Genomic DNA, 21,104 nt, shown 5'->3' with positions numbered 1-21,104 from the left:
GGCCGAAGATGTACGACCCCACTGTCGCCCGGCTCACCTACCGGGCCCTGCTCGGCCGTCGCCGGGCCCTCATCCTGGGCATCCTGCCCCTGCTGCTCATCGCGATCTCCGTCGTCGTCCGCGGCCTCGCGGGCGCCGACGACCAGACGGCCTCCGACCTGCTCGGCGGCCTCGCCCTAGCGACCATGGTGCCGCTCATCGGTGTCATCGCCGGCACGGGCGCGATCGGCCCCGAGATCGACGACGGCTCGGTGGTGTACCTGCTGTCCAAGCCGATCAAACGGCCGACGATCATCATGACCAAGCTGATCGTGGCGATCGCCGTGACGATGGTGTTCTCCGCCCTGCCGACGCTGATCGCGGGCTTCATCCTCAACGGCAACGGCCAGCAGATCGCCGTCGCCTACACGGTGGCCGCGCTCGTCGCCTCCATCGCCTACGCCGCGCTCTTCCTGCTCCTGGGCACGGTCTCGCGGCACGCGGTGGTCTTCGGGCTCGTCTACGCCCTCGTCTGGGAGGCCCTGTTCGGCTCCCTGGTGCCGGGTGCGCGCACGCTCAGCGTCCAGCAGTGGTCCCTGGCGGTCGCCCACAAGGTGACGGGCGGTGAACTGGTCACGTCCGACGTGTCGCTGACGACGGCCACGGTGCTGCTGATCGCGGTGACCGTGCTGGCGACCTGGTACGCGGGACAGAAGCTCCGCTCGCTGACGCTCGCGGGCGAGGAGTAGACGCCCGCCTTATTGACGGGGGCTTCACCCCCGTCAGGTCACACTGGGTCAAAGGGGATGCTGCGTAGGAGGCGCGGGGATGGCTGACGAGTGGAACGACCTCGTCCTGGACGAGGAGTTCATACGGTCCGCGGAGACGTCGGAGCCGTCCGCGCGGGCGCGGATGCTGGCGGCGCGGTGGAAGGCCGAGCAGCCGGAGCCTCAGCCGTGGCGGTCGGACGAGGCGCCGGCGGGGTGGTTCTTCAGCAAGGCGCGGCGCAAGTGGTGGCGCCGTTGAGGTTGTGGGGTGACTGCGGGCCCGGTGGGGGCCGGTCGCGCAGTTCCTCGCGCCTCTGAGGGGCGCTCACCTCACGTTAATTGAGTGGCATCGAACTCGGCGTACAGGCACAGTTGTTGTGTCACCCCACCATCTGGGAGAGGAGCCGGACGATGTCCATGCACGGCAGTACGTCCCGCTCCCGTCAGGGCAGCCCGCGGCGGATCGCCATGTAGCTGCCCGGGGCGGCCGCTTCGAGCACGCGATGGTCGCTCTCGCGTGGGCCGCCCACCCGGAGGATTGGCCGAGTGGTAAGGCACCGGCTTGCTAAGCCGTGGTCGGGCCTGGAAAGCCCGCGCACGTTCGATCCGTGCATCCTCCGCGCTATGGAAGACACTTGAGCCACAGCGCCCCTAGGGGCGCGGGGAACTGCGCGACCAGCCCCCACCGGCCCGCAGCCACCCCACCGCCTCAACCCAGCAGACGCTCCACGACCACCGCGATCCCGTCCTCCTCGTTGGAAGACGTCACCTCGTCGGCCACCGAGCGAAGCTCCTCGTGCGCGTTGGCCATGGCCACCCCGTACGACGCCCACGCGAACATCGGCACATCGTTCGGCATGTCGCCGAAGGCGATCGTGTCGGCCGCCTTCAGCCCCAGCCGGCGCGCGGCCAGGGACAGCCCCGTCGCCTTGGACAGGCCGAGCGGGAGCAGTTCCACGATGCCCTCGCCGGCCATGGCCACCGTGACGAAGCCACCGGCCGCCTGCCGGGCGACCTCCGCAAGCTCGTCGTCGGACAGCTCGGCATGCTGGATGTAGATCTTGTTCAGCGGCGCCGCCCACAGGTCCGCCACGTCCGTGAACGGTGTCGCCGGAAGCTTCCCCGCCACCGCGTACCCCGGACCGACCAGCACGTCTCCGTCGAGGCCGTCGCGGCTCGCCGCGAGGTACAGCGGGCCGACCTCCGCCTCGATCTTCGCCAGGGCGACCCCGGCCAGCTTCCGGTCGAGCGTCACGGACGTCAGCAGGCGGTGCGTCCCGGCGTCGTACACCTGCGCCCCCTGGCCGCAGACGGCGAGGCCCTCGTAGCCGAGGTCGTCGAGGATGTGCCGGGTCCAGGGGACCGCGCGGCCGGTGACGACGATATGCGCGGCGCCCGCCGCGGTGGCCGCGGCGAGCGCATCGCGGGTGCGCTGGGAGATCGACTCGTCGGAGCGCAGCAGCGTCCCGTCGAGGTCGGTGGCGATCAGCCCGTAGGGGAAGTTCACCGGGACACCGGCTCCAGGACCTCCCGGCCGCCCAGGTACGGACGCAGCACCTCGGGCACGCGCACCGAGCCGTCGGCCAGCTGGTGGTTCTCCAGGATCGCCACGATCGTGCGCGGTACGGCGCACAGCGTGCCGTTCAGCGTGGCCAGCGGCTTGACCTGCTTGCCGTCGCGGACGCGGATCGACAGCCGACGGGACTGGAACTCGGTGCAGTCCGACGTCGACGTCAGCTCGCGGTACTTGCCCTGCGTCGGGATCCACGCCTCGCAGTCGAACTTGCGGGCGGCCGAGGCGCCGAGGTCACCGGTGGCGACGTCGATCACGCGGTACGGCAGCTCCAGCGAGGTCAGCCACTGCTTCTCCCAGGCGAGCAGACGCTGGTGCTCCGCCTCCGAGTCCTCGGGGGCGACGTAGGAGAACATCTCCACCTTGTCGAACTGGTGGACGCGGAAGATGCCCTTGGTGTCCTTGCCGTGCGAACCGGCCTCGCGGCGGAAGCAGGGCGAGAAGCCGGCGTAGCGCAGCGGGAGGCGCTCGGCGTCGATGATCTCGTCCATGTGGTACGCCGCCAGGGGTACCTCGGAGGTGCCGACCAGGTAGAGGTCGTCCTTGTCGAGGTGGTAGACGTCCTGGGCCGCCTGGCCGAGGAAGCCGGTGCCCGCCATGGACTGGGGGCGGACCAGCGCCGGGGTCAGCATGGGCGTGAAGCCGGCCTCGGTGGCCTGGGCGATCGCCGCGTTGACGAGCGCGAGCTCCAGGAGGGCGCCGACGCCGGTCAGGAAGTAGAAGCGGGAGCCGGAGACCTTGGCGCCGCGCTCGACGTCGATCGCGCCGAGGAGCTGGCCCAGCTCCAGGTGGTCCTTGGGCTCGAAGCCCTCGGCGCCGAAGTCGCGGATCGTGCCGTGCGTCTCCAGGGTGACGAAGTCCTCCTCGCCGCCGACGGGCACGTCGGGGTGGACGAGGTTGCCGAGCCTGAGCAGCAGCTCGTGGGCCTCGGCATCGGCGGCGTCGCGCTCGGCGTCGGCGCTCTTGACGTCGGCCTTCAGCTGCTCGGCCTTCTTGAGCAGCTCGGCCTTCTCGTCGGCGGAGGCCTTGGGGATGAGCTTGCCGAGCTGCTTCTGTTCGTTGCGCAGCTCGTCGAAGCGGACGCCGGACGACCTGCGCCGCTCGTCGGCGGAGAGGAGGGCGTCGACGAGCGCGACGTCCTCTCCACGGGCGCGCTGGGACGCGCGCACACGGTCGGGGTCCTCACGGAGCAGGCGAAGGTCAATCACAGAGCCAAGGCTACCGGTGCGGGGTTGCCCCCCACGAACCACTATTCACACGTGTTCCGAATCGCGGCTTACGTTCCGTTATGGGGGAATTGCCGAGCGTGTCAATAAAAAGTGTCTCACTCCCTGGGACGGGGTAAGCCCGCGGTCTGCGGTTGACTCGATTTCCTTGTGGAGAACGGGACTTGGGGGTGCGGTTGTCCACAGGTATCCACACCCCCGCGAGAGTTATCCACAGGGTGTGTGGAAGAGATGTGGACTTCGGAATTGATCACTCCGCAAGCGCCATGTGAAGAGAGGAATTCCCGGTTCAAACCAGGGCAACACCCACTTTCGAGTGGAAAGGCGTCGCTCCAAAAGATGAACCATGGGAAACAGGTGGACGAAGGGTGATGCGGGCGATCATGGTCGCCCCGAGGGGCCGTAGACCGATTTGTCGACAGACTCATGCGTCGCTGTCGACTTGTCCCCAGGTCGAGAAGGGCACCTGTGGATAACCCCTGTGGATAACGAATATATGAGGGTACGACTGGCTAGAAGCGGCCGTCCTGGCAGCGCGCCACCCAGTCCGAGGCCGCGACGAACTCCTCGTCCGACGTCCCCGGCAGCGTCGGCTCGGGGGCCTCGCCGGGCCTGATGTCCGCCCGCGGGTACGAGCCCAGGAACCGCACCTGGCGGCAGATCCGCTTCAGCCCCATCAGGGCCTCCGCCACCCGCCGGTCGGAGATATGGCCCTCGGCGTCGACGCAGAAGCAGTAGTTGCCGATGCCGGCGCCGGTCGGCCGGGACTGCAGCAGCATCAGGTTGATGCCCCGGGTGGCGAACTCGCCGAGCAGGTCGCGCAGCCCGCCCGGGTGGTCGTCGTTCTGCCAGAGGACGACCGAGGTCTTGTCCGCGCCGGTCGGGGCCGCGGGCCGGGCCGGGCGGCCCACCAGGACGAACCGGGTCTGCGCGTTCTCCGCGTCGTGGATCCCGGTCTCCAGGGCCTCCAGACCGTACCGCTCGGCCGCGAACTCACCGGCGAACGCGGCGTCGTAGCGGCCCTCCTGGACCAGGCGGGCGCCGTCCGCGTTCGAGGCGGCGGACTCCCAGACCGCTTCCGGGAGGTGGGTCCGCAGCCAGTTGCGGACCTGCGGCTGGGCGACCGGATGGGCGGTCACCGTCTTGATCTCGGAGAGCTTGGTGCCGGGCCGGACCAGCAGTGCGAAGGTGATCGACAGCAGCACCTCGCGGTAGATCATCAGCGGCTTGCCCGCCACCAGCTCGTCGAGGGTCGTGGTGACCCCGCCCTCGACGGAGTTCTCGATCGGCACGAACGCGGCCTCGGCCTCGCCGTTGCGCACCGCGTCCAGCGCGGACTGCACGGAGACGTACGGGATCAGCTCCCGGGTGGCGGTCTCCGGAAGCGTGCGCAGGGCGACTTCGGTGAAGGTGCCTTCGGGACCGAGATACGCATAGCTCGCTGGCATGTCCCTCACCCTAATGGCCGCGGGGGAGCCAGGCTCACTTGTCTCATCGGATCCACTCGACCGGGTGGTTTGAAATACGGAATCGCACCAATAGTGATCAGAAATCACTTCGGTAACCGGAGATCACCCTTCGAGCAGCCGCTGTCCCACGTACTCCCCGTCGGCCGCCCCGCCCGGCACCGCGAACAGTCCGCTCGCCTCGTGCCGGATGTACTGCGACAGCGCGTCCCCGCGGTCCAGCTTCCGCTGCACCGGCACGAACCCGCGCAGCGGGTCCGCCTGCCAGCAGACGAAGAGCAGCCCCGCGTCCGGCGTCCCGTCGGCGTCGATGCCGTCGTGGTACGAGAACGGACGGCGCAGGATGGCCGCGCCCCCGTTCTGGTCGGGCCGGGTGATCCGGGCATGGGCGTTGATCGGGACGATGTACTCGCCGTCGGCCTTGGCCTTCTCCAGGTCCATCGCGGTCGTCTCGGTGCCCCCGGACAGCGGTGCCCCGTTCGACTTCTTCCGCCCGATCACGTTCTCCTGCGCCGCGAGCGACAGCTTCTCCCAGTCGTCGAGGAGCATGCGGATCCGGCGTACGACGGCGTAGGAGCCGTTCGCCATCCACGCGGGCTCGCCCGAGGAGGGCACGAAGATCCGCTTGTCGAAGTCGGAGTCCGTCGGCTTCGGATTGCGGGTGCCGTCCAGCTGGCCCATCAGGTTGCGGGCCGTCATGGGGTGGGCGGTGGCACCGGGAGTGCGGTTGAAGCCGTTCATCTGCCACCGCACCTTGGCCGCGCTGCCGGCGTCCTTCTGGAGGGCGCGCAGGGCGTGGAAGGCGACCAGGGCGTCGTCGGCGCCTATCTGCACCCACAGGTCGCCGTTGCTGCGCGCCCTGTCGAGTTGGTCGGAGGAGAAGTCGGGCAGCGGATCCAGGGCGGACGGACGCTGCTTCTCCAGGCCGGTACGGGCGAAGAAGCTGTTGCCGAAGCCGAAGGTGATCGTCAGTGACGAGGGACCGGCGTCCCGGGCCACGTCCGTGTCGTCCTGCGTCATCGGCTCGCCCGCCATCAGCCGCCCGGCCGTCGTCGACCAGCGGCGCAGCAGCGCGGCGGCCTCCGTGCGGCCGGCGCCGGCCGCCAGGTCGAAGGCGACGAGGTGGCCGCGCGCCTGGAGGCCCTCGGTGATGCCCGGCTGATGTTTCCCGTGAAACATCGCCCGGCCGGAGCCCACCGAGCTGAGCGGGGTGGCCTGGGCGGGCGCGGCCGCGTAGCCGACACCCGCGCCGGCCGCGCCGAGTGCGAGCCCGGTGGCCCCGGCGGTGCCGAGCAGTGCGCGCCGGCTGACGCCCCCGGAGGGGGGAGCCGACGGGCCTTCCTCGGGGGCCGGTGTACGAAGGGACTGGGACGGTTCAGCCATGGTGCGGTTCAGCCGATCTGCGCGTTCTTGGAGACGGTCACCTGGTCGATGTCGGAGGTCCGCACGGTGACGGCGACCTGCCAGTCGCCGGCCATGGGGATCTGCACGCCGTTGGCGGCCCAGTGCCCGGTGGTGACGTGGTCGGGGGCCACGGGAAGCGGCCCGATCTTCTTGGCGGCGAGGGTGAAGGAGACCTTCACCTCGGGGATGTCGAAGGCCCGCCCGTTCGGCCGCTGGACGTAGACATGCATCTCGTTGCTGCCCACGGTCGCGGGGTCGAGGTCGACGCGGACGACACCCTTGCCGTCCTTGCCGCCGGTGTCGAAGGACATGTCGAGGGTCAGCGCCCCCGAGGACGAGCCCGACGACGTGGAGGAGGAGGCCGCCGCGGTGGCGGCCTTGGCGTCCTGCTCGGTACGGCCCGGCTCGGTCTGCGTCAGCACGGTCGTGACCGCGAGCAGGACGACGGCGACGCCGGCCTCGGCGAGCACCGAGCGGCGCAGCCCGAAGCGGTGGGGATCGGCGTCGCGGACGCGCTTCTGCCGGGCGGTGTCCATGGCGGCCTGCTGCCGGGCGAGTTGCGCGGCACGCGCGGGACCGGCGTCGGCGGAACCCTCCCCGGCGGACACGTCCGTTCCGGAGACGCCGGTGCCGGACGTGCCGGACACGCCGGACTTCGCGGACTTGGCCGACGCCTCCTTGACGGCGGCGGACGCCTTGACCGTCTCCTTCTGTTCCTCTGCCTCTTCCGCCGACTCCGACTCCGCCTCGGTCTCTTCCTCCGTCTCCGTCTCCGTCACGGCCGTGTCCACGAGCCGCCCCGTCCACCGTCGCGAGATGGACGCGATGCCGACCATCAGCGCCACGAGCCCGATCTTGACCAGCAGCAGCTGTCCGTAGGCCGTGTCGGTGAACGCCGACCAGGAGCCGAGCTGGCGCCAGGACTGGTAGACGCCGGTGGCGACCAGGGCGAGCACGGAGCCGAAGGCGACCCGGGAGAAACGCTGTACGGCGGTGGACTCGACCGGGGTGTCGGCGGGCGCCCGGTACAGGGCGACCAGCAGGGCGGTGAGCCCGCCCAGCCAGGTGGCGACGGCGAGCAGGTGGATGACGTCGACCGGCATCGCGATGCCCGGCTGGAGCCCGGTGGAGGCGTGCTCGGCCATGGCCCAGCTCGCCGCGAGCCCGGCGGCCACGACAGTCCCGCCGATGGCGAGCCCGAAGGTCAGGTCGCGCTTCTCCTCGCCGTCCTCACGCTTGTCGTAGGCCCCGAAGAGCACGGCGATGAACAGCGCGGCCGCCGCGAGCAGCAGCAGCCGGGAGACCAGGGCGGCGCCGGTCTTGGTCTGCAGGACCTGGCCGAGCAGGTTCAGGTCGAAGATGTCGCCGACGCTGCCGGAGGTCGTGTAGGAGCCGCGCAGGAGCAGCAGCCAGAGGGTGGCCGCGGTGAGCGTCAGCCAGCCGCCGACGACCAGGCGCTGCATGGCCCGCACCCCGGACCCGCGCTGCCAGCAGGCGAGGACGAAGGCAGCGCCGCCGACGAGCACGATGTACCCGGCGTAGGACATGTACCGGCCGAAGCCGTAGAGCCAGCCCACGACCCCGCCGCCCGCGGCCTGGTCCCCGACCGAGGCGACGGTCTTGGAGGGCGAACCGACGGAGAAGGTGTAGGCGCCGGAGACGGGGTGGCTGTCCGCCGAGACGACCTGGTAGGCGACGGTGTACGTGCCCGTGCCGAGCCCGCTCTTGAGCTGTACGGCGTAGGTCGTGCCGCTCAGGTTGGTCGGCTTGCCCGCGTCGACGCGCTTGCCCTTGGGGTCGAGGACCCGCAGGGAGTTGTCGTTCATCGACACGTTCTCGGAGAACGTGAGCGAGACCTGGTCGGGTGCCTTCGGGACCACCACCCCCTGGGCGGGGTCGCTGCCGGTCAGCGCGGCGTGCGCCGAGGCCGGCCCGGCGCCGGCGAGCAGCGCGCCGGTGACGGCGAGGAACAGCAGCACCAGCGTGCGCAGGCGGGGGGTGATGGTCCGCGTCAAGGTCGGTCCCTCCCTCAGTGTCCGGTCGACGGGTTGTACGTGGCGGACTTCACCGGCATCTCGACGGTGAGCGGACCGGATTCGGCGAACTTGAGTTTCAGGGTGATCGTGTCGCCCTGTTTCGGCTGTCGCTTCAGCTTCTCGAACATCAGATGGTTGCCTCCGCTTTTGAACACGAGTTGACCGTGGGCAGGCACCTCGAAGGAGTTGACCTCCTCCATCGCCCCGCCGTTCGTCTCGTGCATGGTTATCTCACCGGCGGAGCCGCTGGTGACGGAGGTCAGCTCGTCCTTCGTGCCGCCCTTGTTGGTGATCGTCAGGAATCCGGCGGCCATGTCGGCGGAGACCGGCTGGGGCATGTAGGAGGCGCCGACGGACAGTTCCGCGGCCGAGGAGCCCGAACCGCCGCAGCCCGCCAGGGCCAGCACCCCCGTCATCGCCATCCCGGTCAGGGCGAGACGGTTCCCGGGCGTCACGGGTTCTCTCCCTTGATGATCTTCGGGAGGTCCTTGGTGTAGTCGTCGACGGTGGCGTTCTCGCCGTAGAGGACGTAACCGCCGTCGGTCTTCGGCGAGAACGCCATGACCTGGGTGCCGTGCACCGAGACGACCTTGCCGGTCTTCTTGTCCTTGTGGGTCGGCTCGATGGAGATGCCGAGGGTGCGGGCTCCGGCCTGGATGGTGGCGAAGTCGCCGGTCAGGCCGATGAACTGGGGGTCGATGCCCTTGAGCCACTTGCCGAGCTCGGAGGGGGTGTCGCGGGCCGGGTCGGTGGTGACGAAGACGACCCGCAGCTTCGCCTGGTCGGCCTTGGACAGCGCCTTCTTGGCGACCGCGATGTTGTTCATGGTCAGCGGGCAGACGTCGGGGCAGTGCGTGTAGCCGAAGTAGACCAGCGTCGGCCGGCCCTTGGTCTCCGCGCGCAGGTCGTACTTCTTGCCGTGGGTGTCGGTGAGCACCAGGTCCGGCTTCTCGAACGGCTGGTCGAGCACGGTCGCGGCCTTGTTCGAGGTGTCCCCGGAGACCACGGTGACGGGTGACGTGCTGTCGTCGCCGCTGCCGCAGGCGGAGAGGGTCAGGGTGGCGGCGGCGAGCAGGGCGGCCGCGGCGAACGTCTTCTTGCGCATAGAAAAATGTCCCAGATGTGAGAGATCCGGCGCGCACCGGGAGCGTACGAGGGCCGTGGGAGCCACGACGGCCACCACAGCCTCGCACGCCCCCCTGTGCGCGTTACGGAGGCGGAGCTCAGGCCTCGGAGCCGGTGGACCGGCGGCGGCCGGCGAGGACGCCGTAGGCGACGCCGGCCGCGCCGACGGCGATCCCCACGACGCCGAGGACACGGGCGGTGGTGTCGCTGCCGCCGGACGAGCCGGAGTCGGAGGAGGCCGTGGTCTCGGTCCTGGCCGCGGTGTCCTCGGCGGTCGCCGAGCCGTGGTGGTCGGCGGTGGCGGCGGACAGTGTGAGGACGGGCGCCGGGTTCTCCGGCTCGTCCTGGCCGTCCTGCTGGACCTCGATCCAGCGGACGACCTCCTTGTTGGAGTAGGTCTGGATCGCCTTGAAGACCAGTTCGTCGGTGTTCTCCGGCAGGGCGCCCACGGAGAGCGGGAACTTCTGGAAGTAGCCCGCCCCGATGCCCTTGCCGTCGGTGGCGGTCCAGGTGACCTTGGTGACCGCCTCGCCGATCTGCTCGCCGTGCATCTCCAGCGGCTTGGCCAGCTTGGTCTTGGTGACCTCGATCTTCCAGCCGGCCATCGGCTGCGGCATCACGGAGGCCAGTGGGTGGTCGGTGGGGAAGTTGACCTCGACCTTGGTGGTCGAGGCGTTGTCGCGCTCGTTGGGGACCTTGAAGTCGATGACCGCGTAACCGCCCTTGGCGGCGGTGCCCTCGGGCTGCACGCTGACGTGCGCGAACGCGGGCGAGGAGACGGCCAGGACGGCGGTGCCCGCGACGGCGGCAGCGGCGGCGATACGAGAAGGCTTCATGGCAGGGAGCACTCCACTCCGAGTGAGTTCTGTCGTTGAGGGGGCGTGCGGCGAGAACTCATGGAACGAGAACCCATGGAACGAGAGCCATGGGACGAGAACCATCGAAAACGCACGCACGCGCGTGTGCCGCACGACGGCGGCAGGCCCCTCCGGACGAACTCCGGGGAGTGCTCTGGTCGCGTCGTGTCAGGCGGCGAGAACGAGTGCGGCGGTCATCGGCGGGCCGCGCCGGATCACGGAGTGCTGGAGTGTGACGGTGTGCGGGGCGGGCGGTCGGTCCCAGGCGCTACGACGGCTGTGCGCGGGTGCCTCGGGTACGGCCACGAGCCCGGCGCACAGGGCGCACGCCAGCGTGAGCGCCCCGCGCAGGGACCGGACGAGCGCCCCCTCGGCGACCCCGTGCGCCGACAGGTCCAGCAGGCGCAGCAACGCCAGATCGCCCCGGCGCAGCAGCCACCCGGCCACGACGGCCGCGAGCAGGTGCCCGAGCAGCATGGGCACGGACGGCAGCAGCGAACCGGAGGACCCGGTGGCGTCCGACGCGTGCGCCATCCCGCTCATGTCCATGGCCGAGGCGGAGGTGCTCAGATGCGCGGCCGAGAGGATCCGGTACGCGTGGGCGGGGCTGATCTGCGCCGCCCCGGCCCCGCACAGCAGCTCGGCCGCCCGCTGGACCAGGGCCGCGTCGCCCATCGCCGTCGAGGAGCCGGAGGACATCGAGGAGCCGGTGGCCATCGCCGTACCGCCGTGCTGCCCGAGACCGAACAGTGTGTGCAGCACGGTCTGCAGGACCGCGAGCAGTACGACGATCCCCGGCAGCGTGCGGGCCCGGCCGGTCAGCGGGGCGACGAGCACCAGGGTGCCCAGGAAGCCCGCGCCGAGTGTCCACAGCGGAACGGTCGCGCAGGAGGCCAGCGTGTGCCCCGCCGCGGCCAGCACGACGCAGAGCGCGGCGAACACCGCGGCCCGCAGGAGCCGCAGTCCGCTTCCGGTGCGCGCCGTGCGCGGGCGGGGGGCAGTCATGGCGCGCTCATCATCGCACTGGGCCCCCGCCCGCCATGCGCCAGGTCCGGAAGATTCCGTTACGAGCGGAAACGCTGGAAGAACCCGAAGGGAGGCGGGTGATGAGGGGGGAGCGGCACGGCGGAGGAGCGAGGGCGAGCGGCGGGGAACCGGAGTGCCGGAAGAAAGCGGAAGGAAGCGAAAGGCGACCGAGGGGGCGGCAAGAGGGCGTACAGGAGGTGAACGAGAGGAAGAAGCGGAAGATCGCTCTTGCGCCGAACCGCCCGCTCATACACCGAAACCTCCCCGCGCGCATCCCCCGGATGGGCGTTCTCACATGAACGGAGTGCTTACACACGCGCACGGGTGGCAATAGGTATCGGTATGTCGAGCCGCGGCCAGGAGGCTGGAGTATGAGCATCTGGTGGTCACTCCATCTGCGGCGCGAGGCTGCGAGCGTGCCGCTCGCCCGGCGGCTGCTGATCGGCACGATGGAGACGGCGGGCGTGGACCCCGAGATCTCCTACGACCTCTCCGTCGCCCTCAGCGAGGCCTGCGCGAACGCCGTGGAGCACGGCGGGGCCGGCCGCACCTCGGAGGCGTACCGGGTCACCGCCTATCTGGACGGCGAGAAGTGCCGTATCGAAGTGGCCGACTCCGGCCCGGGGCTCGGTGCGGGGTTCACCCGCACCCAGGACATCAGACCCGCCCGGCCCGACGCCGAGCACGGGCGGGGGCTCTGTCTGATCAGAGAACTCGCCGATCACGTCCACATCGGCAACAAACCGGGCCGCGGCGGCACGGTGGTCAGCTTCGACAAGATCCTCAAGTGGAAGAAAGATCCTTCTCTGCTTTCGGCATGACTCTCCCGAGTGCATAACACCCGCGCTAGGGTGCGCGCATGATTCTCAGAAAGCTTAAAGAAAGCGTCATCGGACCTGGCGTGATATTGCGTCCCATTGCCATCGGCGACGCGAAAGCGCTGAGCGCCGCATACGTCGCCAGCAGAAGGCATCTCGAACCCTGGGAACCGGTCAGACCAGAGTCCTTCTTCACCGTCGAGGGCCAGATCGAGCGCATCGATGGCCTGCTACGACAGGCCGACGACGGGAACTTGGTCCCCTTGGTCATGGAGTCGGAGCAGGACGGCCGGATCGTCGGTGCGATCACCCTTTCCGGGATTTCTCTCGGCCCTTTCTGCAGTTCCTACGTCGGCTATTGGGTGGCCGGCGATCAGCAGGGCCGCGGGCTGGCCACGGCCGCGCTGGAGCGGGTCTGCGAGATGGCCCGGAAGATCGTCGGACTCCACCGGATCGAGGCGTCCACCCTCATCGACAACACAACGTCACAACGCGTGCTGAAGAAATGCGGATTCGAGACGATCGGTGATGCGCCGCAGTATCTGCACATCAATGGAGAATGGCGGGACAGCCGGCTGTTCCAGCGGATCCTGCACGACCGCGCCCCGGCGTTGTGACCAGCGGCTTCCCGTCTGATTCAGCTTCCTGGGCGTTCACAGCTCTTTCCCAGCCCCTGCCCATGCCGCTGACAAACGGCGTTCCTAGCTTCGTCGACCATGACGGGAAACCACAAAGACACGTCGATCACCCGCCGTCGCGCCCTCGTGGTGTCCGGCGGCACGGTGGCGGCCGGCGGCCTCGCGGTCGCCGGCTTCCAGTCGGCCTTCGCCGACACGACCGACAGCACCGCCGCGGACGCCACGGCCTCCGCGAGCTCCACCAGCAGTGAGTGCATGACGCTGATGAGCAGCGTCACGGAAGGCCCGTACTACCTCGATGGTGCCTTGGTGCGCAAGGACATCACCGAGGGCAAGGCCGGCGTTCCGCTGACTCTCCGCCTGACCGTCGTCGACGCCACCGACGGCTGCACCCCGGTCAAGGGCGCGGCGGTCGAGATCTGGCACTGCGACGCCTGGGGCTACTACTCCGGCTACACCACCGCCAACCCCGGCGGTTCCGCCCCCGCGGAGAGCGAGGAGGGCGACTCCGCCAACGACAACACCTACCTGCGCGGCTACCAGATCGCCAACGCCAACGGGGTCGTCAAGTTCGAGACGATCTTCCCGGGCTGGTACACCCCGCGCACCTGCCACATCCACGTGAAGGTGCACACGGGCGGTGCGAAGGAGGACGGCACCTACGAGGGCGGCACGGTCAACTACACCGGCCAGCTGTTCTTCGCCGACGCCGTCGCCGAGGAGATCTTCACGCTCGAGCCCTACTCGAAGCACACCGGTAGCTACACCACCCTCGCCAACGACATGGTGTACGACGGCGGTGGCGCCTCCAGCGGTCTGCTGACCCTGGAAGCCGTGCACAAGAAGGACCCCTCGAAGGGCTACAAGGGCTTCCTGACCCTGGCCATCGACCCGGACGCCGAGAGCACGGGCGCCGGCAGCGGTGGCGGCGGCACCCCGCCGAGCGACGCACCGACGGGCACTCCGCCGAGCGACGCTCCCAGCGACAGCGCCTCCCCTTCGGCCTCCGCCTCCTCATAAGGTAAGGGACATGACAAGCCGCGAGGACGACGCGCTGGCGCAGGCCGCGGTGGCCGCGCTCACCGGTCAGCTGGCACTGGCCCCGAAGCCGGGGCTGCCCGACCCGCGTGACCTGGACGCCCGCAGTACGCGTCGGGAGCACGACAGTCTGCGCTGGTCGGCCAGGGCGCTGGCGCCCGGCCTCGCGGCGATGGCCGCCTCCGCCCGCCGTACCGGCGAACCCACGCCGGTGCTGCGGGCGGAACTGGGCGCGATCGGCCGGTGCACCGAGCACTCGGTCGGCCTGGCCGGCGGCGGCCACAAGGGCGCCCTGTGGGCGCTCGGCTTACTGGTCGCCGCGGCCGCCCTGGACCGCACGGCCAAGGCCCGCGAGATCGCCGCGAACGCCCGCAAGATCGCCGCCTTCAACGACAAGGGCGCCCCCAGGCGCCCGTCCCGGGGCTCGTCGATCTCCGCGAAGTACGGCGCGGCGGGCGCCCGTGGCGAGGCCAGGGCCGGATTCCCGCATGTACGAAGGGCGTTGGACGCACTGGTGACGGCCCGCAAGGCGGGCGCCACCGAGAACCAGGCCCGTCTCGACGCCCTGCTCACCGTGATGTCCACCCTCCAGGACACCGAACTCCTCTACGAGGCCGGCCCGTTCGGCCTGCGCCACGTACAGGCGGGCGCGCGGGGGGTACTGGAGGCGGGCGGCACGGCGACGAAGGCGGGAGCCGAGGCGCTGGTGGCTCTGGACGCGGACTTGCACGAACGGGGCTGGAGCCCGAGGGGCAGCGCGGGCCTGATGGCAGGCGCACTGTTCCTGGACGCCTTGCCCGCTTTGTAACGCCCTATCTGGAGCGCCCCGTCAGGGGCGCGGGGAACTGCGCGAGCAACCCCCACGTACCCGCAGAACGCAACGATGGCCGGGCACCCACCCAGGTACCCGGCCATTTCACATCACCACGTCAGCCCTTCAGCGAAGCCATCCACGCCTCGACCTCGTCCGACCGCCGAGGCAGCCCCGCGGACAGGTTCCGGTTCCCGTCCTCGGTCACCAGGATGTCGTCCTCGATCCGCACGCCGATGCCGCGGTACTCCTCCGGCACGGTCAGGTCGTCGGCCTGGAAGTACAGCCCGGGCTCGACGGTGAGCACCATCCCCGCCTCCAGGACGCCCTCCACATACGTCTCGGTCCGCGCGGCAGCGCAGTCGTGGACGTCGAGCCCGAGCATGTGCCCGGTGCCGTGCAGCGTCCACCGGCGCTGCAGCCCCAGCTCCAGCACCCGCTCCACCGGCCCCTCGACGAGCCCCCACTCCACGAGCCGCCCGGCCAGCACCCGCTGCGCGGCATCGTGGAAGTCGCGGTACTTCGCGCCCGGCCGCACCGCCGCGATCCCGGCCTCCTGGGCGTCGTAGACGGCGTCGTAGATCTTCTTCTGCAGCTCGCTGTAGGTGCCGTTGACCGGCAGCGTGCGGGTGACGTCCGCCGTGTACAGCGAGTGCGTCTCGACACCCGCGTCCAGGAGCAGCAGGTCGCCCGAGCGCACCGGCCCGTCGTTGCGCACCCAGTGCAGCGTGCAGGCGTGCGGGCCGACCGCGCAGATGGAGCCGTAGCCGATGTCGTTGCCCTCGACCCGCGCGCGCAGGAAGAACGTGCCCTCGATGTAGCGCTCGGACGTGGCCTCGGCCTTGTCGAGGACCTTCACCACGTCCTCGAAACCGCGCACCGTGGAGTCGACGGCCTTCTGCAGCTCGCCGATCTCCCACTCGTCCTTGACCAGCCGCGCCTCGGAGAGGAAGACCCGCAGCTCCTCGTCGCGCTCGGCGGTGACCTTGTCGGTCAGCGCGTCCTGGACGCCGGCGTCGTACCCGCGCACGAGACGCACCGGGCCGGTGGCCTCACGCAGCTTCTCGGCGAGTTCGCGCACGTCCGCGGCGGGAATGCCGTAGAGCGCCTCGGACTCGGTCAGCGAGTGCCGCCGGCCCACCCACAGCTCGCCCTGCCCGGAGAGCCAGAACTCGCCGTTCTCGCGGTCGGAGCGCGGCAGCAGGTACACCGTCGCGTCGTGGCCGCCGTTCTTCGGCTCCAGGACGAGGACACCGTCCTCCGTCTGGTTGCCGGTGAGATACACGTACTCGACCGACGCCCGGAACGGGTAGTCCGTGTCGTTCGAGCGGGTCTTCAGGTTCCCGGCCGGGATCACCAGACGCTCGCCCGGGAAACGGGCGGACAGCTCGGCGCGGCGGCGGGCGGTGTGCTCGGCCTGCTCGACGGGCTTGAGGTCGCGCAGCTCGGTATCCGCCCAGCCGGACTTCATACTCTCGGCCAGCTCGTCGGACACGCCCGGGTACAGGCCGTTCTTGCGCTGCTTGATCGGCTCTTCGCTCTCTTCCGGGGTCTCCGGGAGCTCGTCGGCCACGGTCATCCTCCTCGACACTGCTGTGGATCCCGTCCATCGTACGGTCGTACCGAACGGTGTCCCAGGGACCGGGGACCCATGGCCGTGTGACGTGGCTTTCCGACCGGCCGATCAGTCGAAGCGGGCCGCCAGCAGAACGACGTCCTCCTCGCTGTCGGCCGAGTCCAGCCCGTCCGGCAGCACCGTGCGCAGCACGTGGTCGGCGATCGCCCCGGGGTCGCGGCGCAGGGTGCGCGGGATGCTCGCGGCGGCGGTGTGCAGCCGGGCGAAGGCGCGGTCCATGGGGTCGCCGGTGCGGTGCAGCAGCCCGTCGGTGTAGAAGAGAACGGTTTCCCCTGCTTCGGCCTGGATCTCCACGCTGGGCGCCTCCCAGCAGGCGAGCATGCCCAGCGGTGCGGACACGGAGGTCTCCGCGAACTCGGTGCGGCGCTCCCCGATCAGCAGCGGCGGACTGTGCCCGGCCCCGGCCAGGGTGACCTTGCGCAGCGCGGGCTCGCAGTAGGCGAACAGGGCGGTGGCGGAACGGGCCGGCTCGGTCAGCCGCAGCAGCAGTTCGAGGTCGGACAGGACCGCGACCGGGTCCTCGCCCTCCATCACCGCGTACGCCCGCAGGGAGGCGCGCAGCCGGCCCATGGCGGCGACCGCGCTGGGCCCGGAGCCGGTGACCGAGCCGACGGCGAGGCCGAGGGCCGCGTCGGGCAGCGGCAGCGCGTCGTACCAGTCGCCGCCGCCGCGCGGGCCGGTGCGGTGCCGGGCGGCGAGCTGGACGCCGGCCACCCGGGGCAGCCGGGAGGGGAGCAACTCCTCGGCGATGGTCGCCATGCACGCGCGCGTGCGCTCGACCTCCAGCAGCCGGGCGAGGTGTTCGGCGGAGTGGCGGACGTACAGGCCGATGAGGTGGCGCTGCCGCTCGTTCGGCTCGGCCGGCTCGTCGTAGAGCCAGACGACGGCACCCAGGCGGGCGGCGGCGTCGGTGGTGAGGGGGAGCGCGTAGCTGGCGGCGTAGCCGAGGCGGACGGCGACCTCGCGGTGGCGGGGGTCCAGGCAGTCCTCGGCGAACAGGTCGGCGTGCACGATCTCGGCGGCGGTACCACCGGTGTCGTACGGCAGCGCGCCGCGCGGGACGGTCTCCATGTGGCCGAGGTCCGCGCGGCCGAGGCCGAGGCCGATCGTGGTGTGCGGGCCGAGTCCGTCGGCCGGCTCCAGCGCCACGAGACCGCGCCGGGCCCCCACGAGGGCGGCACCGGCGCGCAGCAGTTCCTGGAGGGCGGGCTCCAGCCCGTCGGTGCGGGCGAGCCGTTCGGTCAGTTCATGGAGGGTGGTGAGGTCGGAGACCCAGCCGGCCAGCCGGTCCTGGAGGACGGCGCCGGGCGCCGGGGCGGCGGGGGGCTTCGGGACGGGAGGTGTGCCCGGGGCAGGGGGAACGGGCGCGACAGTGTGTGCGGGTGTGGGAACCGTTGAATCGATTCCAGCCACTTTCGGAGGGTGCGGGGCGTTCATCGCGTCCGGCTTTCAGACCTGTGCGTATTGCTCAAAAGCATCGCAAACCCCCATGTCCTTCTGCGCCGCTGGCAGTGTCTCCACATGTACACGCACTCGTGAGGGGATGTCCAGCATTGTCCTGCTGGGATTCCTGGTGTCCGTGGGCCTCTTGGGGGCTTCTCCCGGACGGCTTGCGTAAATGCAAAGTTGGCCTAAAACTGACTCGGGTATCGGTTCATTGCGGTCGACTGGCCTTGCTCCACGGAGCGTCACAGCGGTCGTGATGGGTACGTACTCGGTGAAGGCCAGGGGTGGTTGGGGAGCACCCGGAACCTGGCGACGGACCCGGGCGTCTTAACCACCGACGACCGTGCCCCATCCTCCCGTGGCGGAGGCGGAGAGAAACACTCGGAACGGCAAAACGCCAGACTTCGCCACCCCCACGCCGTGGCCGTGCTTTTGATAGACGCAGTACGAGCAGCAGTACGACACAGTGCTTGAACGCGGGCGCGGCCCCCGCTCGACCCCATGGGGTTCCCCTTGCCCAGCGCAGGGGTGTGATGCGCCAACAGGTACGCACAGTGAAGTGATCGACACATGTTGTGATGTGGTCCACGGTGTTGCCAGCGGTGCAACGGAAAGGAACGAGCGCTCATGCGCGAGATCCTCGGAAGGCGACGCAGGCTCCTGTCCAGGCGGAACGACAAGGGGCCTGAGCTTCTCGGCGCGGCCCTGACCTTCGCGGCGGAATGGCAGTGGCCCGTACTCCCGGGCGTGGCCCCGGACCCGCAGGGCCGGGCCCGCTGTGCCTGCCCCGACCCGGAGTGCACGGTGCCCGGTGCGCACCCCTTCGACCCCGGCCTGCTCGCCGCCACCACCGACGAGCGGATGGTCCGCTGGTGGTGGGGCAACCGGCCGACCGCGCCGATCATCCTCGCCACCGGAGCCTCCGGCGGGAACGCACCCTGCGCGGTCAGCCTGCCCGCCCTCGCCGCCTCCCACGCCCTCACCCTGCTCGACCGCCGCGGCATGCGCCTCGGCCCGGTGGTGGCGGCGCCCAACCGCTGGGCGCTGCTCGTCAAGCCGTACTCCATGGAGCAGTTGGGCGAGCTCCTGTACGCCAAGGACTTCGTCCCCGGCTCGCTCCGCTTCCACGGCCAGGGCGGCTATCTCGCCCTGCCTCCCTCCGAGACCGGGCACGGCGCCATCCGCTGGGAGCGCGCCCCGCTGCCCGGCTCGGCCAAGCCCTGGGTGCCCGATGTGGAGGCCGTGGTGGACGCCGTGGTCGACGCCCTCACCCGTACGGGTGTGAGCGCACCCGAGTTGTAAGGGTGTCGGGCGCGAGAACCCGGCTTCCCGGGCCCCGCTGGTTACCCTCCGCACATGCTGCGTAATTCTGGGGGGCAGCCCCCGGACCCCCGACTGCGTCTGCTCACCCTCGCGGGCGTCATGGTGTGCGCGGTCGCGCTGCCGCTGACCGTGGCGTCCGCGGGCCAGGTGGGCGACGCCGCCGTGCACCCGGCGCGGCAGGACGACCAGAAGCTGCGGGCCCCCGCCCGCTCCCCCCTGGTGCTCGGCCTGGGCCTCGCCACGGCCGCCCGCTGCGGTCCCGAACTCACCTCCCCCGACGGCGTGGAGGCACAGACCTGTGTGATGACCCAGGGCGCGGACACCTGGGCGCGCACCTACTACCGCAATGCCACCGGGGCGGCCCTGGAGGCCGTCCTCAGCCTCATGGGCCCGGCCGGCCGCACCGTGCAGACGCACTGCGAGTCCGATGCCGACGACGAGCCCACCACCTGTGAGACGCCCAGGGAGCACACGCGAGGCACGCTCGACGCCTACACGGCCGTCGCGGAGTTCGCGGCACGTGACGGCGGCGGACCGCTGCTGCTGCGCTCCGGGAGCAATTCCGGGAGCAACGCGGGGAGCGACTCCGGGACGGCGGCCGGGGACGGCTCCCGGGCTTCGGCGGGGAACAACCCCGAGAAGGGCTCCGGGGACTCGTCCGGGAACGGTCCGGGGGAGTCGTCGGGGAGCAACTCCGATGGGCCAAGCGGGAGTTGACGTATCGCTGCGGTCCGTACACCGGACGCGGGCATGAAAAGGCCCGGTTGCTGGCGACGGGGGATGCACCAGCAACCGGGCTACTGAGACGGTAACAAGAGATCGGCGGTTCGCAAATTCGATCTCGGCTATTCGGACACGTATTTGCTTGCCGTGTAGGGAAGTTGTGACAGGAGTCACCCGAGCCGACGGGCCCGGGGCGGCTGACCGGTCGGTCAGCCGCGACCCCTCGTCCGCGCCGCTCGTCAGCTGAGCGTGACCTGTCGGTTGGTCAGCCCGCCACGGGCCCGCCGCTCGTCCGGCGTGAGCGGTGCGTCCGAGGCCAGAGCGGTCGCGAGCCGCTCCGCGAACTCGGCGGCCGGCTTCTCCACGTCCTCCGCGCCGACCCCGCTCGGCAGGTCCCAGACCGGCACGGTGAGGCCGTGGGCGCGGAAGGAACCGACCAGCCGGGTGCCCTCACCGAGGCCGGACCTGCCCGCCGCGTGCAGCCGCGCGAGAGCGTCCAGAAGCTGCTCCTCGGCGTACGGCATGACCCACCGCAGATGGTTCTTTTCAGGCGTCTCGCACCAGTAGGCCGAGTCGACGCCGGTCAGCTTCACCGTCGGGATGGCCGCCGCGTTGGCCCGCTCCAGGGAGGCGGTCACATCCGGGGTGGCGTTCTCCGCGTCCTGCACCCAGAACTCGAAGCCGTCGTGCACAACTGGCTCGAACGAGCCCTCGGGGTCGAGCAGATCCTGCAGCCGGGGGCTGTCGGCGGGGGCGCGGCGGCCCTGCACCGGGGTGCCCGGTTCGGCGGCCAGGGCGCGCTGGAGGGTGTCGGCGAGGTCGCGGCTGATGTCGCCGGACGCCGTGTCGTTCTGCAGGCCGAGGAGGACCGAGCCGTCGTCGCGGCGCAGCGCCGGCCAGGCCATCGGCAGCACCGTCGCGAGCGTGACCGACGGGACGCCCTCGGGCAGGCCGCCCTTCAGCGGCAGCTCGACCGTGGCGGCGGGCACCAGCTCGCGCAGCGCCACCCAGTCGCCCTCGCCCGGCAGCCCCTCGAACGGGCGGTGCACCAGCTCGGTCGCCGCGTGCGAGGCCGCCCGGCCGTGGCACGCCTTGTAGCGCCGGCCGCTGCCGCAGGGGCAGGGCTCACGGGCACCGACAACCGGGATCTCTTCGTCGCTGAGCTGCGGCCGCGTGGCCGTCGTCTGGGGTCGCTTCTTGGCCATCTGGGTG

General features: G+C 70.6%; 19 protein-coding genes, 1 tRNA gene and 1 pseudogene. 9 read left to right on the top strand and 12 right to left on the bottom strand.

From position 1 onward, the window contains the following. The first annotated feature begins 8 nt into the window (after window positions 1-8). The 3 genes from AB0D85_RS39055 (at window position 9) to AB0D85_RS39045 (ending at window position 1,366) form a co-directional block, all read left to right on the top strand. On the top strand, window positions 9-728 hold the full coding sequence (locus AB0D85_RS39055) for an ABC transporter permease (protein ID WP_362331331.1): 720 nt from the start codon (window positions 9-11) through the stop codon (window positions 726-728). A 79-nt stretch (window positions 729-807) separates the two neighbouring features. Beyond that, a complete protein-coding gene (locus AB0D85_RS39050; RefSeq protein ID WP_362331328.1) occupies window positions 808-1,005 on the top strand; it encodes a hypothetical protein in 198 nt (65 codons plus the stop codon). A 273-nt stretch (window positions 1,006-1,278) separates the two neighbouring features. Then, a tRNA-Ser gene (locus AB0D85_RS39045) sits at window positions 1,279-1,366 on the top strand. A gap of 89 nt (window positions 1,367-1,455) precedes the next feature. Here the strand turns inward: AB0D85_RS39045 and AB0D85_RS39040 are convergent. The 9 genes from AB0D85_RS39040 to AB0D85_RS39000 all read right to left on the bottom strand — a co-directional run bounded on the left by AB0D85_RS39040 (window position 1,456) and on the right by AB0D85_RS39000 (window position 11,438). Then, the gene (locus AB0D85_RS39040; RefSeq protein ID WP_362331325.1) at window positions 1,456-2,253 is read right to left on the bottom strand and encodes an HAD family hydrolase; all 798 of its coding nucleotides are present in this window, start codon (window positions 2,251-2,253) and stop codon (window positions 1,456-1,458) included. Further along, complete coding sequence (gene serS / locus AB0D85_RS39035; protein ID WP_362331322.1) at window positions 2,250-3,527, bottom strand: serine--tRNA ligase; 1,278 nt, start codon at window positions 3,525-3,527, stop codon at window positions 2,250-2,252. The genes AB0D85_RS39040 and serS overlap by 4 nt, the downstream gene beginning before the upstream one ends. A gap of 530 nt (window positions 3,528-4,057) precedes the next feature. Beyond that, a complete protein-coding gene (gene pheA / locus AB0D85_RS39030; RefSeq protein ID WP_362331319.1) occupies window positions 4,058-4,993 on the bottom strand; it encodes a prephenate dehydratase in 936 nt (311 codons plus the stop codon). 123 nt (window positions 4,994-5,116) lie between these two features. Further along, the gene (gene efeB / locus AB0D85_RS39025; RefSeq protein ID WP_362331316.1) at window positions 5,117-6,394 is read right to left on the bottom strand and encodes an iron uptake transporter deferrochelatase/peroxidase subunit; all 1,278 of its coding nucleotides are present in this window, start codon (window positions 6,392-6,394) and stop codon (window positions 5,117-5,119) included. An 8-nt stretch (window positions 6,395-6,402) separates the two neighbouring features. Continuing rightward, window positions 6,403-8,430, bottom strand: a complete 2,028-nt coding sequence (locus AB0D85_RS39020) for a copper resistance protein CopC (RefSeq protein WP_362331313.1) — start codon at window positions 8,428-8,430, stop codon at window positions 6,403-6,405. A gap of 14 nt (window positions 8,431-8,444) precedes the next feature. Further along, complete coding sequence (locus tag AB0D85_RS39015; protein WP_362331447.1) at window positions 8,445-8,873, bottom strand: copper chaperone PCu(A)C; 429 nt, start codon at window positions 8,871-8,873, stop codon at window positions 8,445-8,447. Window positions 8,874-8,902: 29 nt separating this feature from the next. Further along, window positions 8,903-9,556: an SCO family protein gene (locus AB0D85_RS39010; protein WP_362331310.1), complete on the bottom strand. Its 654-nt coding sequence runs from the start codon at window positions 9,554-9,556 to the stop codon at window positions 8,903-8,905. A 118-nt stretch (window positions 9,557-9,674) separates the two neighbouring features. Next, window positions 9,675-10,412, bottom strand: coding sequence for a YcnI family protein (locus AB0D85_RS39005; protein WP_362331307.1), 738 nt, complete (start codon window positions 10,410-10,412; stop codon window positions 9,675-9,677). A gap of 189 nt (window positions 10,413-10,601) precedes the next feature. Beyond that, window positions 10,602-11,438, bottom strand: coding sequence for a hypothetical protein (locus AB0D85_RS39000; protein WP_362331304.1), 837 nt, complete (start codon window positions 11,436-11,438; stop codon window positions 10,602-10,604). 392 nt (window positions 11,439-11,830) lie between these two features. Here AB0D85_RS39000 and AB0D85_RS38995 point away from each other — a divergent pair, with 392 nt between their 5' ends. From AB0D85_RS38995 to AB0D85_RS38980, 4 genes are all read left to right on the top strand, one after another. Then, window positions 11,831-12,280, top strand: a complete 450-nt coding sequence (locus AB0D85_RS38995) for an ATP-binding protein (RefSeq protein WP_362331301.1) — start codon at window positions 11,831-11,833, stop codon at window positions 12,278-12,280. Window positions 12,281-12,318: 38 nt separating this feature from the next. Then, window positions 12,319-12,894: a GNAT family protein gene (locus AB0D85_RS38990; protein WP_362331298.1), complete on the top strand. Its 576-nt coding sequence runs from the start codon at window positions 12,319-12,321 to the stop codon at window positions 12,892-12,894. Window positions 12,895-12,993: 99 nt separating this feature from the next. Then, window positions 12,994-13,935, top strand: a complete 942-nt coding sequence (locus AB0D85_RS38985; RefSeq protein ID WP_362331295.1) for an intradiol ring-cleavage dioxygenase — start codon at window positions 12,994-12,996, stop codon at window positions 13,933-13,935. 10 nt (window positions 13,936-13,945) lie between these two features. Continuing rightward, entirely contained in the window at window positions 13,946-14,761 is an 816-nt protein-coding gene (locus AB0D85_RS38980; protein ID WP_362331292.1) for a triphosphoribosyl-dephospho-CoA synthase, read from the top strand. Window positions 14,762-14,882: 121 nt separating this feature from the next. On the opposite strand, the gene AB0D85_RS38975 is transcribed toward AB0D85_RS38980, so the two are convergent. Together AB0D85_RS38975 and AB0D85_RS38970 are read right to left on the bottom strand one after the other, a co-directional pair. Continuing rightward, on the bottom strand, window positions 14,883-16,343 hold the full coding sequence (locus tag AB0D85_RS38975) for an aminopeptidase P family protein (protein WP_362331289.1): 1,461 nt from the start codon (window positions 16,341-16,343) through the stop codon (window positions 14,883-14,885). 105 nt (window positions 16,344-16,448) lie between these two features. Then, the gene (locus AB0D85_RS38970) at window positions 16,449-17,837 is read right to left on the bottom strand and encodes a PP2C family protein-serine/threonine phosphatase (RefSeq protein ID WP_362331286.1); all 1,389 of its coding nucleotides are present in this window, start codon (window positions 17,835-17,837) and stop codon (window positions 16,449-16,451) included. A gap of 636 nt (window positions 17,838-18,473) precedes the next feature. Between AB0D85_RS38970 and AB0D85_RS38965 the strand changes: the two genes are divergently transcribed. Together AB0D85_RS38965 and AB0D85_RS38960 are read left to right on the top strand one after the other, a co-directional pair. Continuing rightward, on the top strand, window positions 18,474-19,148 hold the full coding sequence (locus tag AB0D85_RS38965) for a bifunctional DNA primase/polymerase (protein WP_362331283.1): 675 nt from the start codon (window positions 18,474-18,476) through the stop codon (window positions 19,146-19,148). 54 nt (window positions 19,149-19,202) lie between these two features. After that, window positions 19,203-19,751: pseudogene (locus AB0D85_RS38960) on the top strand (hypothetical protein); the annotation flags it as partial. A gap of 380 nt (window positions 19,752-20,131) precedes the next feature. On the opposite strand, the gene AB0D85_RS38955 reads toward AB0D85_RS38960, so the two are convergent. Then, window positions 20,132-21,097 carry a DUF5926 family protein gene (locus tag AB0D85_RS38955; RefSeq protein WP_362331280.1) on the bottom strand — a complete coding sequence of 322 codons (966 nt, stop codon included), beginning with the start codon at window positions 21,095-21,097 and terminating at the stop codon, window positions 20,132-20,134. Between the last annotated feature and the right edge of the window lie 7 nt (window positions 21,098-21,104).

The sequence above is a fragment of the Streptomyces sp. NPDC048277 genome, assembly GCF_040652235.1.
Classification (GTDB): domain Bacteria; phylum Actinomycetota; class Actinomycetes; order Streptomycetales; family Streptomycetaceae; genus Streptomyces.
The sequence above is the reverse complement of the archived record's forward strand: the minus strand, read 5'-3'. Positions and strand labels throughout refer to the sequence as shown.

Bases quoted from the DNA above. Each gene is read 5' to 3' on its own strand.
- AB0D85_RS38955 (WP_362331280.1), bottom strand. From the start codon at position 21,097: ATGGCCAAGAAGCGACCCCAGACGACGGCCACGCGGCCGCAGCTCAGC.
- AB0D85_RS38980 (WP_362331292.1), top strand. From the start codon at position 13,946: ATGACAAGCCGCGAGGACGACGCGCTGGCGCAGGCCGCGGTGGCCGCG.
- AB0D85_RS39005 (WP_362331307.1), bottom strand. From the start codon at position 10,412: ATGAAGCCTTCTCGTATCGCCGCCGCTGCCGCCGTCGCGGGCACCGCC.
- AB0D85_RS38990 (WP_362331298.1), top strand. From the start codon at position 12,319: ATGATTCTCAGAAAGCTTAAAGAAAGCGTCATCGGACCTGGCGTGATA.
- AB0D85_RS39015 (WP_362331447.1), bottom strand. From the start codon at position 8,873: ATGGCGATGACGGGGGTGCTGGCCCTGGCGGGCTGCGGCGGTTCGGGC.
- AB0D85_RS39055 (WP_362331331.1), top strand. From the start codon at position 9: ATGTACGACCCCACTGTCGCCCGGCTCACCTACCGGGCCCTGCTCGGC.
- efeB (WP_362331316.1), bottom strand. From the start codon at position 6,394: ATGGCTGAACCGTCCCAGTCCCTTCGTACACCGGCCCCCGAGGAAGGC.
- AB0D85_RS38985 (WP_362331295.1), top strand. From the start codon at position 12,994: ATGACGGGAAACCACAAAGACACGTCGATCACCCGCCGTCGCGCCCTC.
- AB0D85_RS39000 (WP_362331304.1), bottom strand. From the start codon at position 11,438: ATGACTGCCCCCCGCCCGCGCACGGCGCGCACCGGAAGCGGACTGCGG.
- AB0D85_RS38975 (WP_362331289.1), bottom strand. From the start codon at position 16,343: ATGACCGTGGCCGACGAGCTCCCGGAGACCCCGGAAGAGAGCGAAGAG.
- AB0D85_RS38970 (WP_362331286.1), bottom strand. From the start codon at position 17,837: ATGAACGCCCCGCACCCTCCGAAAGTGGCTGGAATCGATTCAACGGTT.
- AB0D85_RS38995 (WP_362331301.1), top strand. From the start codon at position 11,831: ATGAGCATCTGGTGGTCACTCCATCTGCGGCGCGAGGCTGCGAGCGTG.
- AB0D85_RS39010 (WP_362331310.1), bottom strand. From the start codon at position 9,556: ATGCGCAAGAAGACGTTCGCCGCGGCCGCCCTGCTCGCCGCCGCCACC.
- pheA (WP_362331319.1), bottom strand. From the start codon at position 4,993: ATGCCAGCGAGCTATGCGTATCTCGGTCCCGAAGGCACCTTCACCGAA.
- AB0D85_RS39050 (WP_362331328.1), top strand. From the start codon at position 808: ATGGCTGACGAGTGGAACGACCTCGTCCTGGACGAGGAGTTCATACGG.
- AB0D85_RS38965 (WP_362331283.1), top strand. From the start codon at position 18,474: ATGCGCGAGATCCTCGGAAGGCGACGCAGGCTCCTGTCCAGGCGGAAC.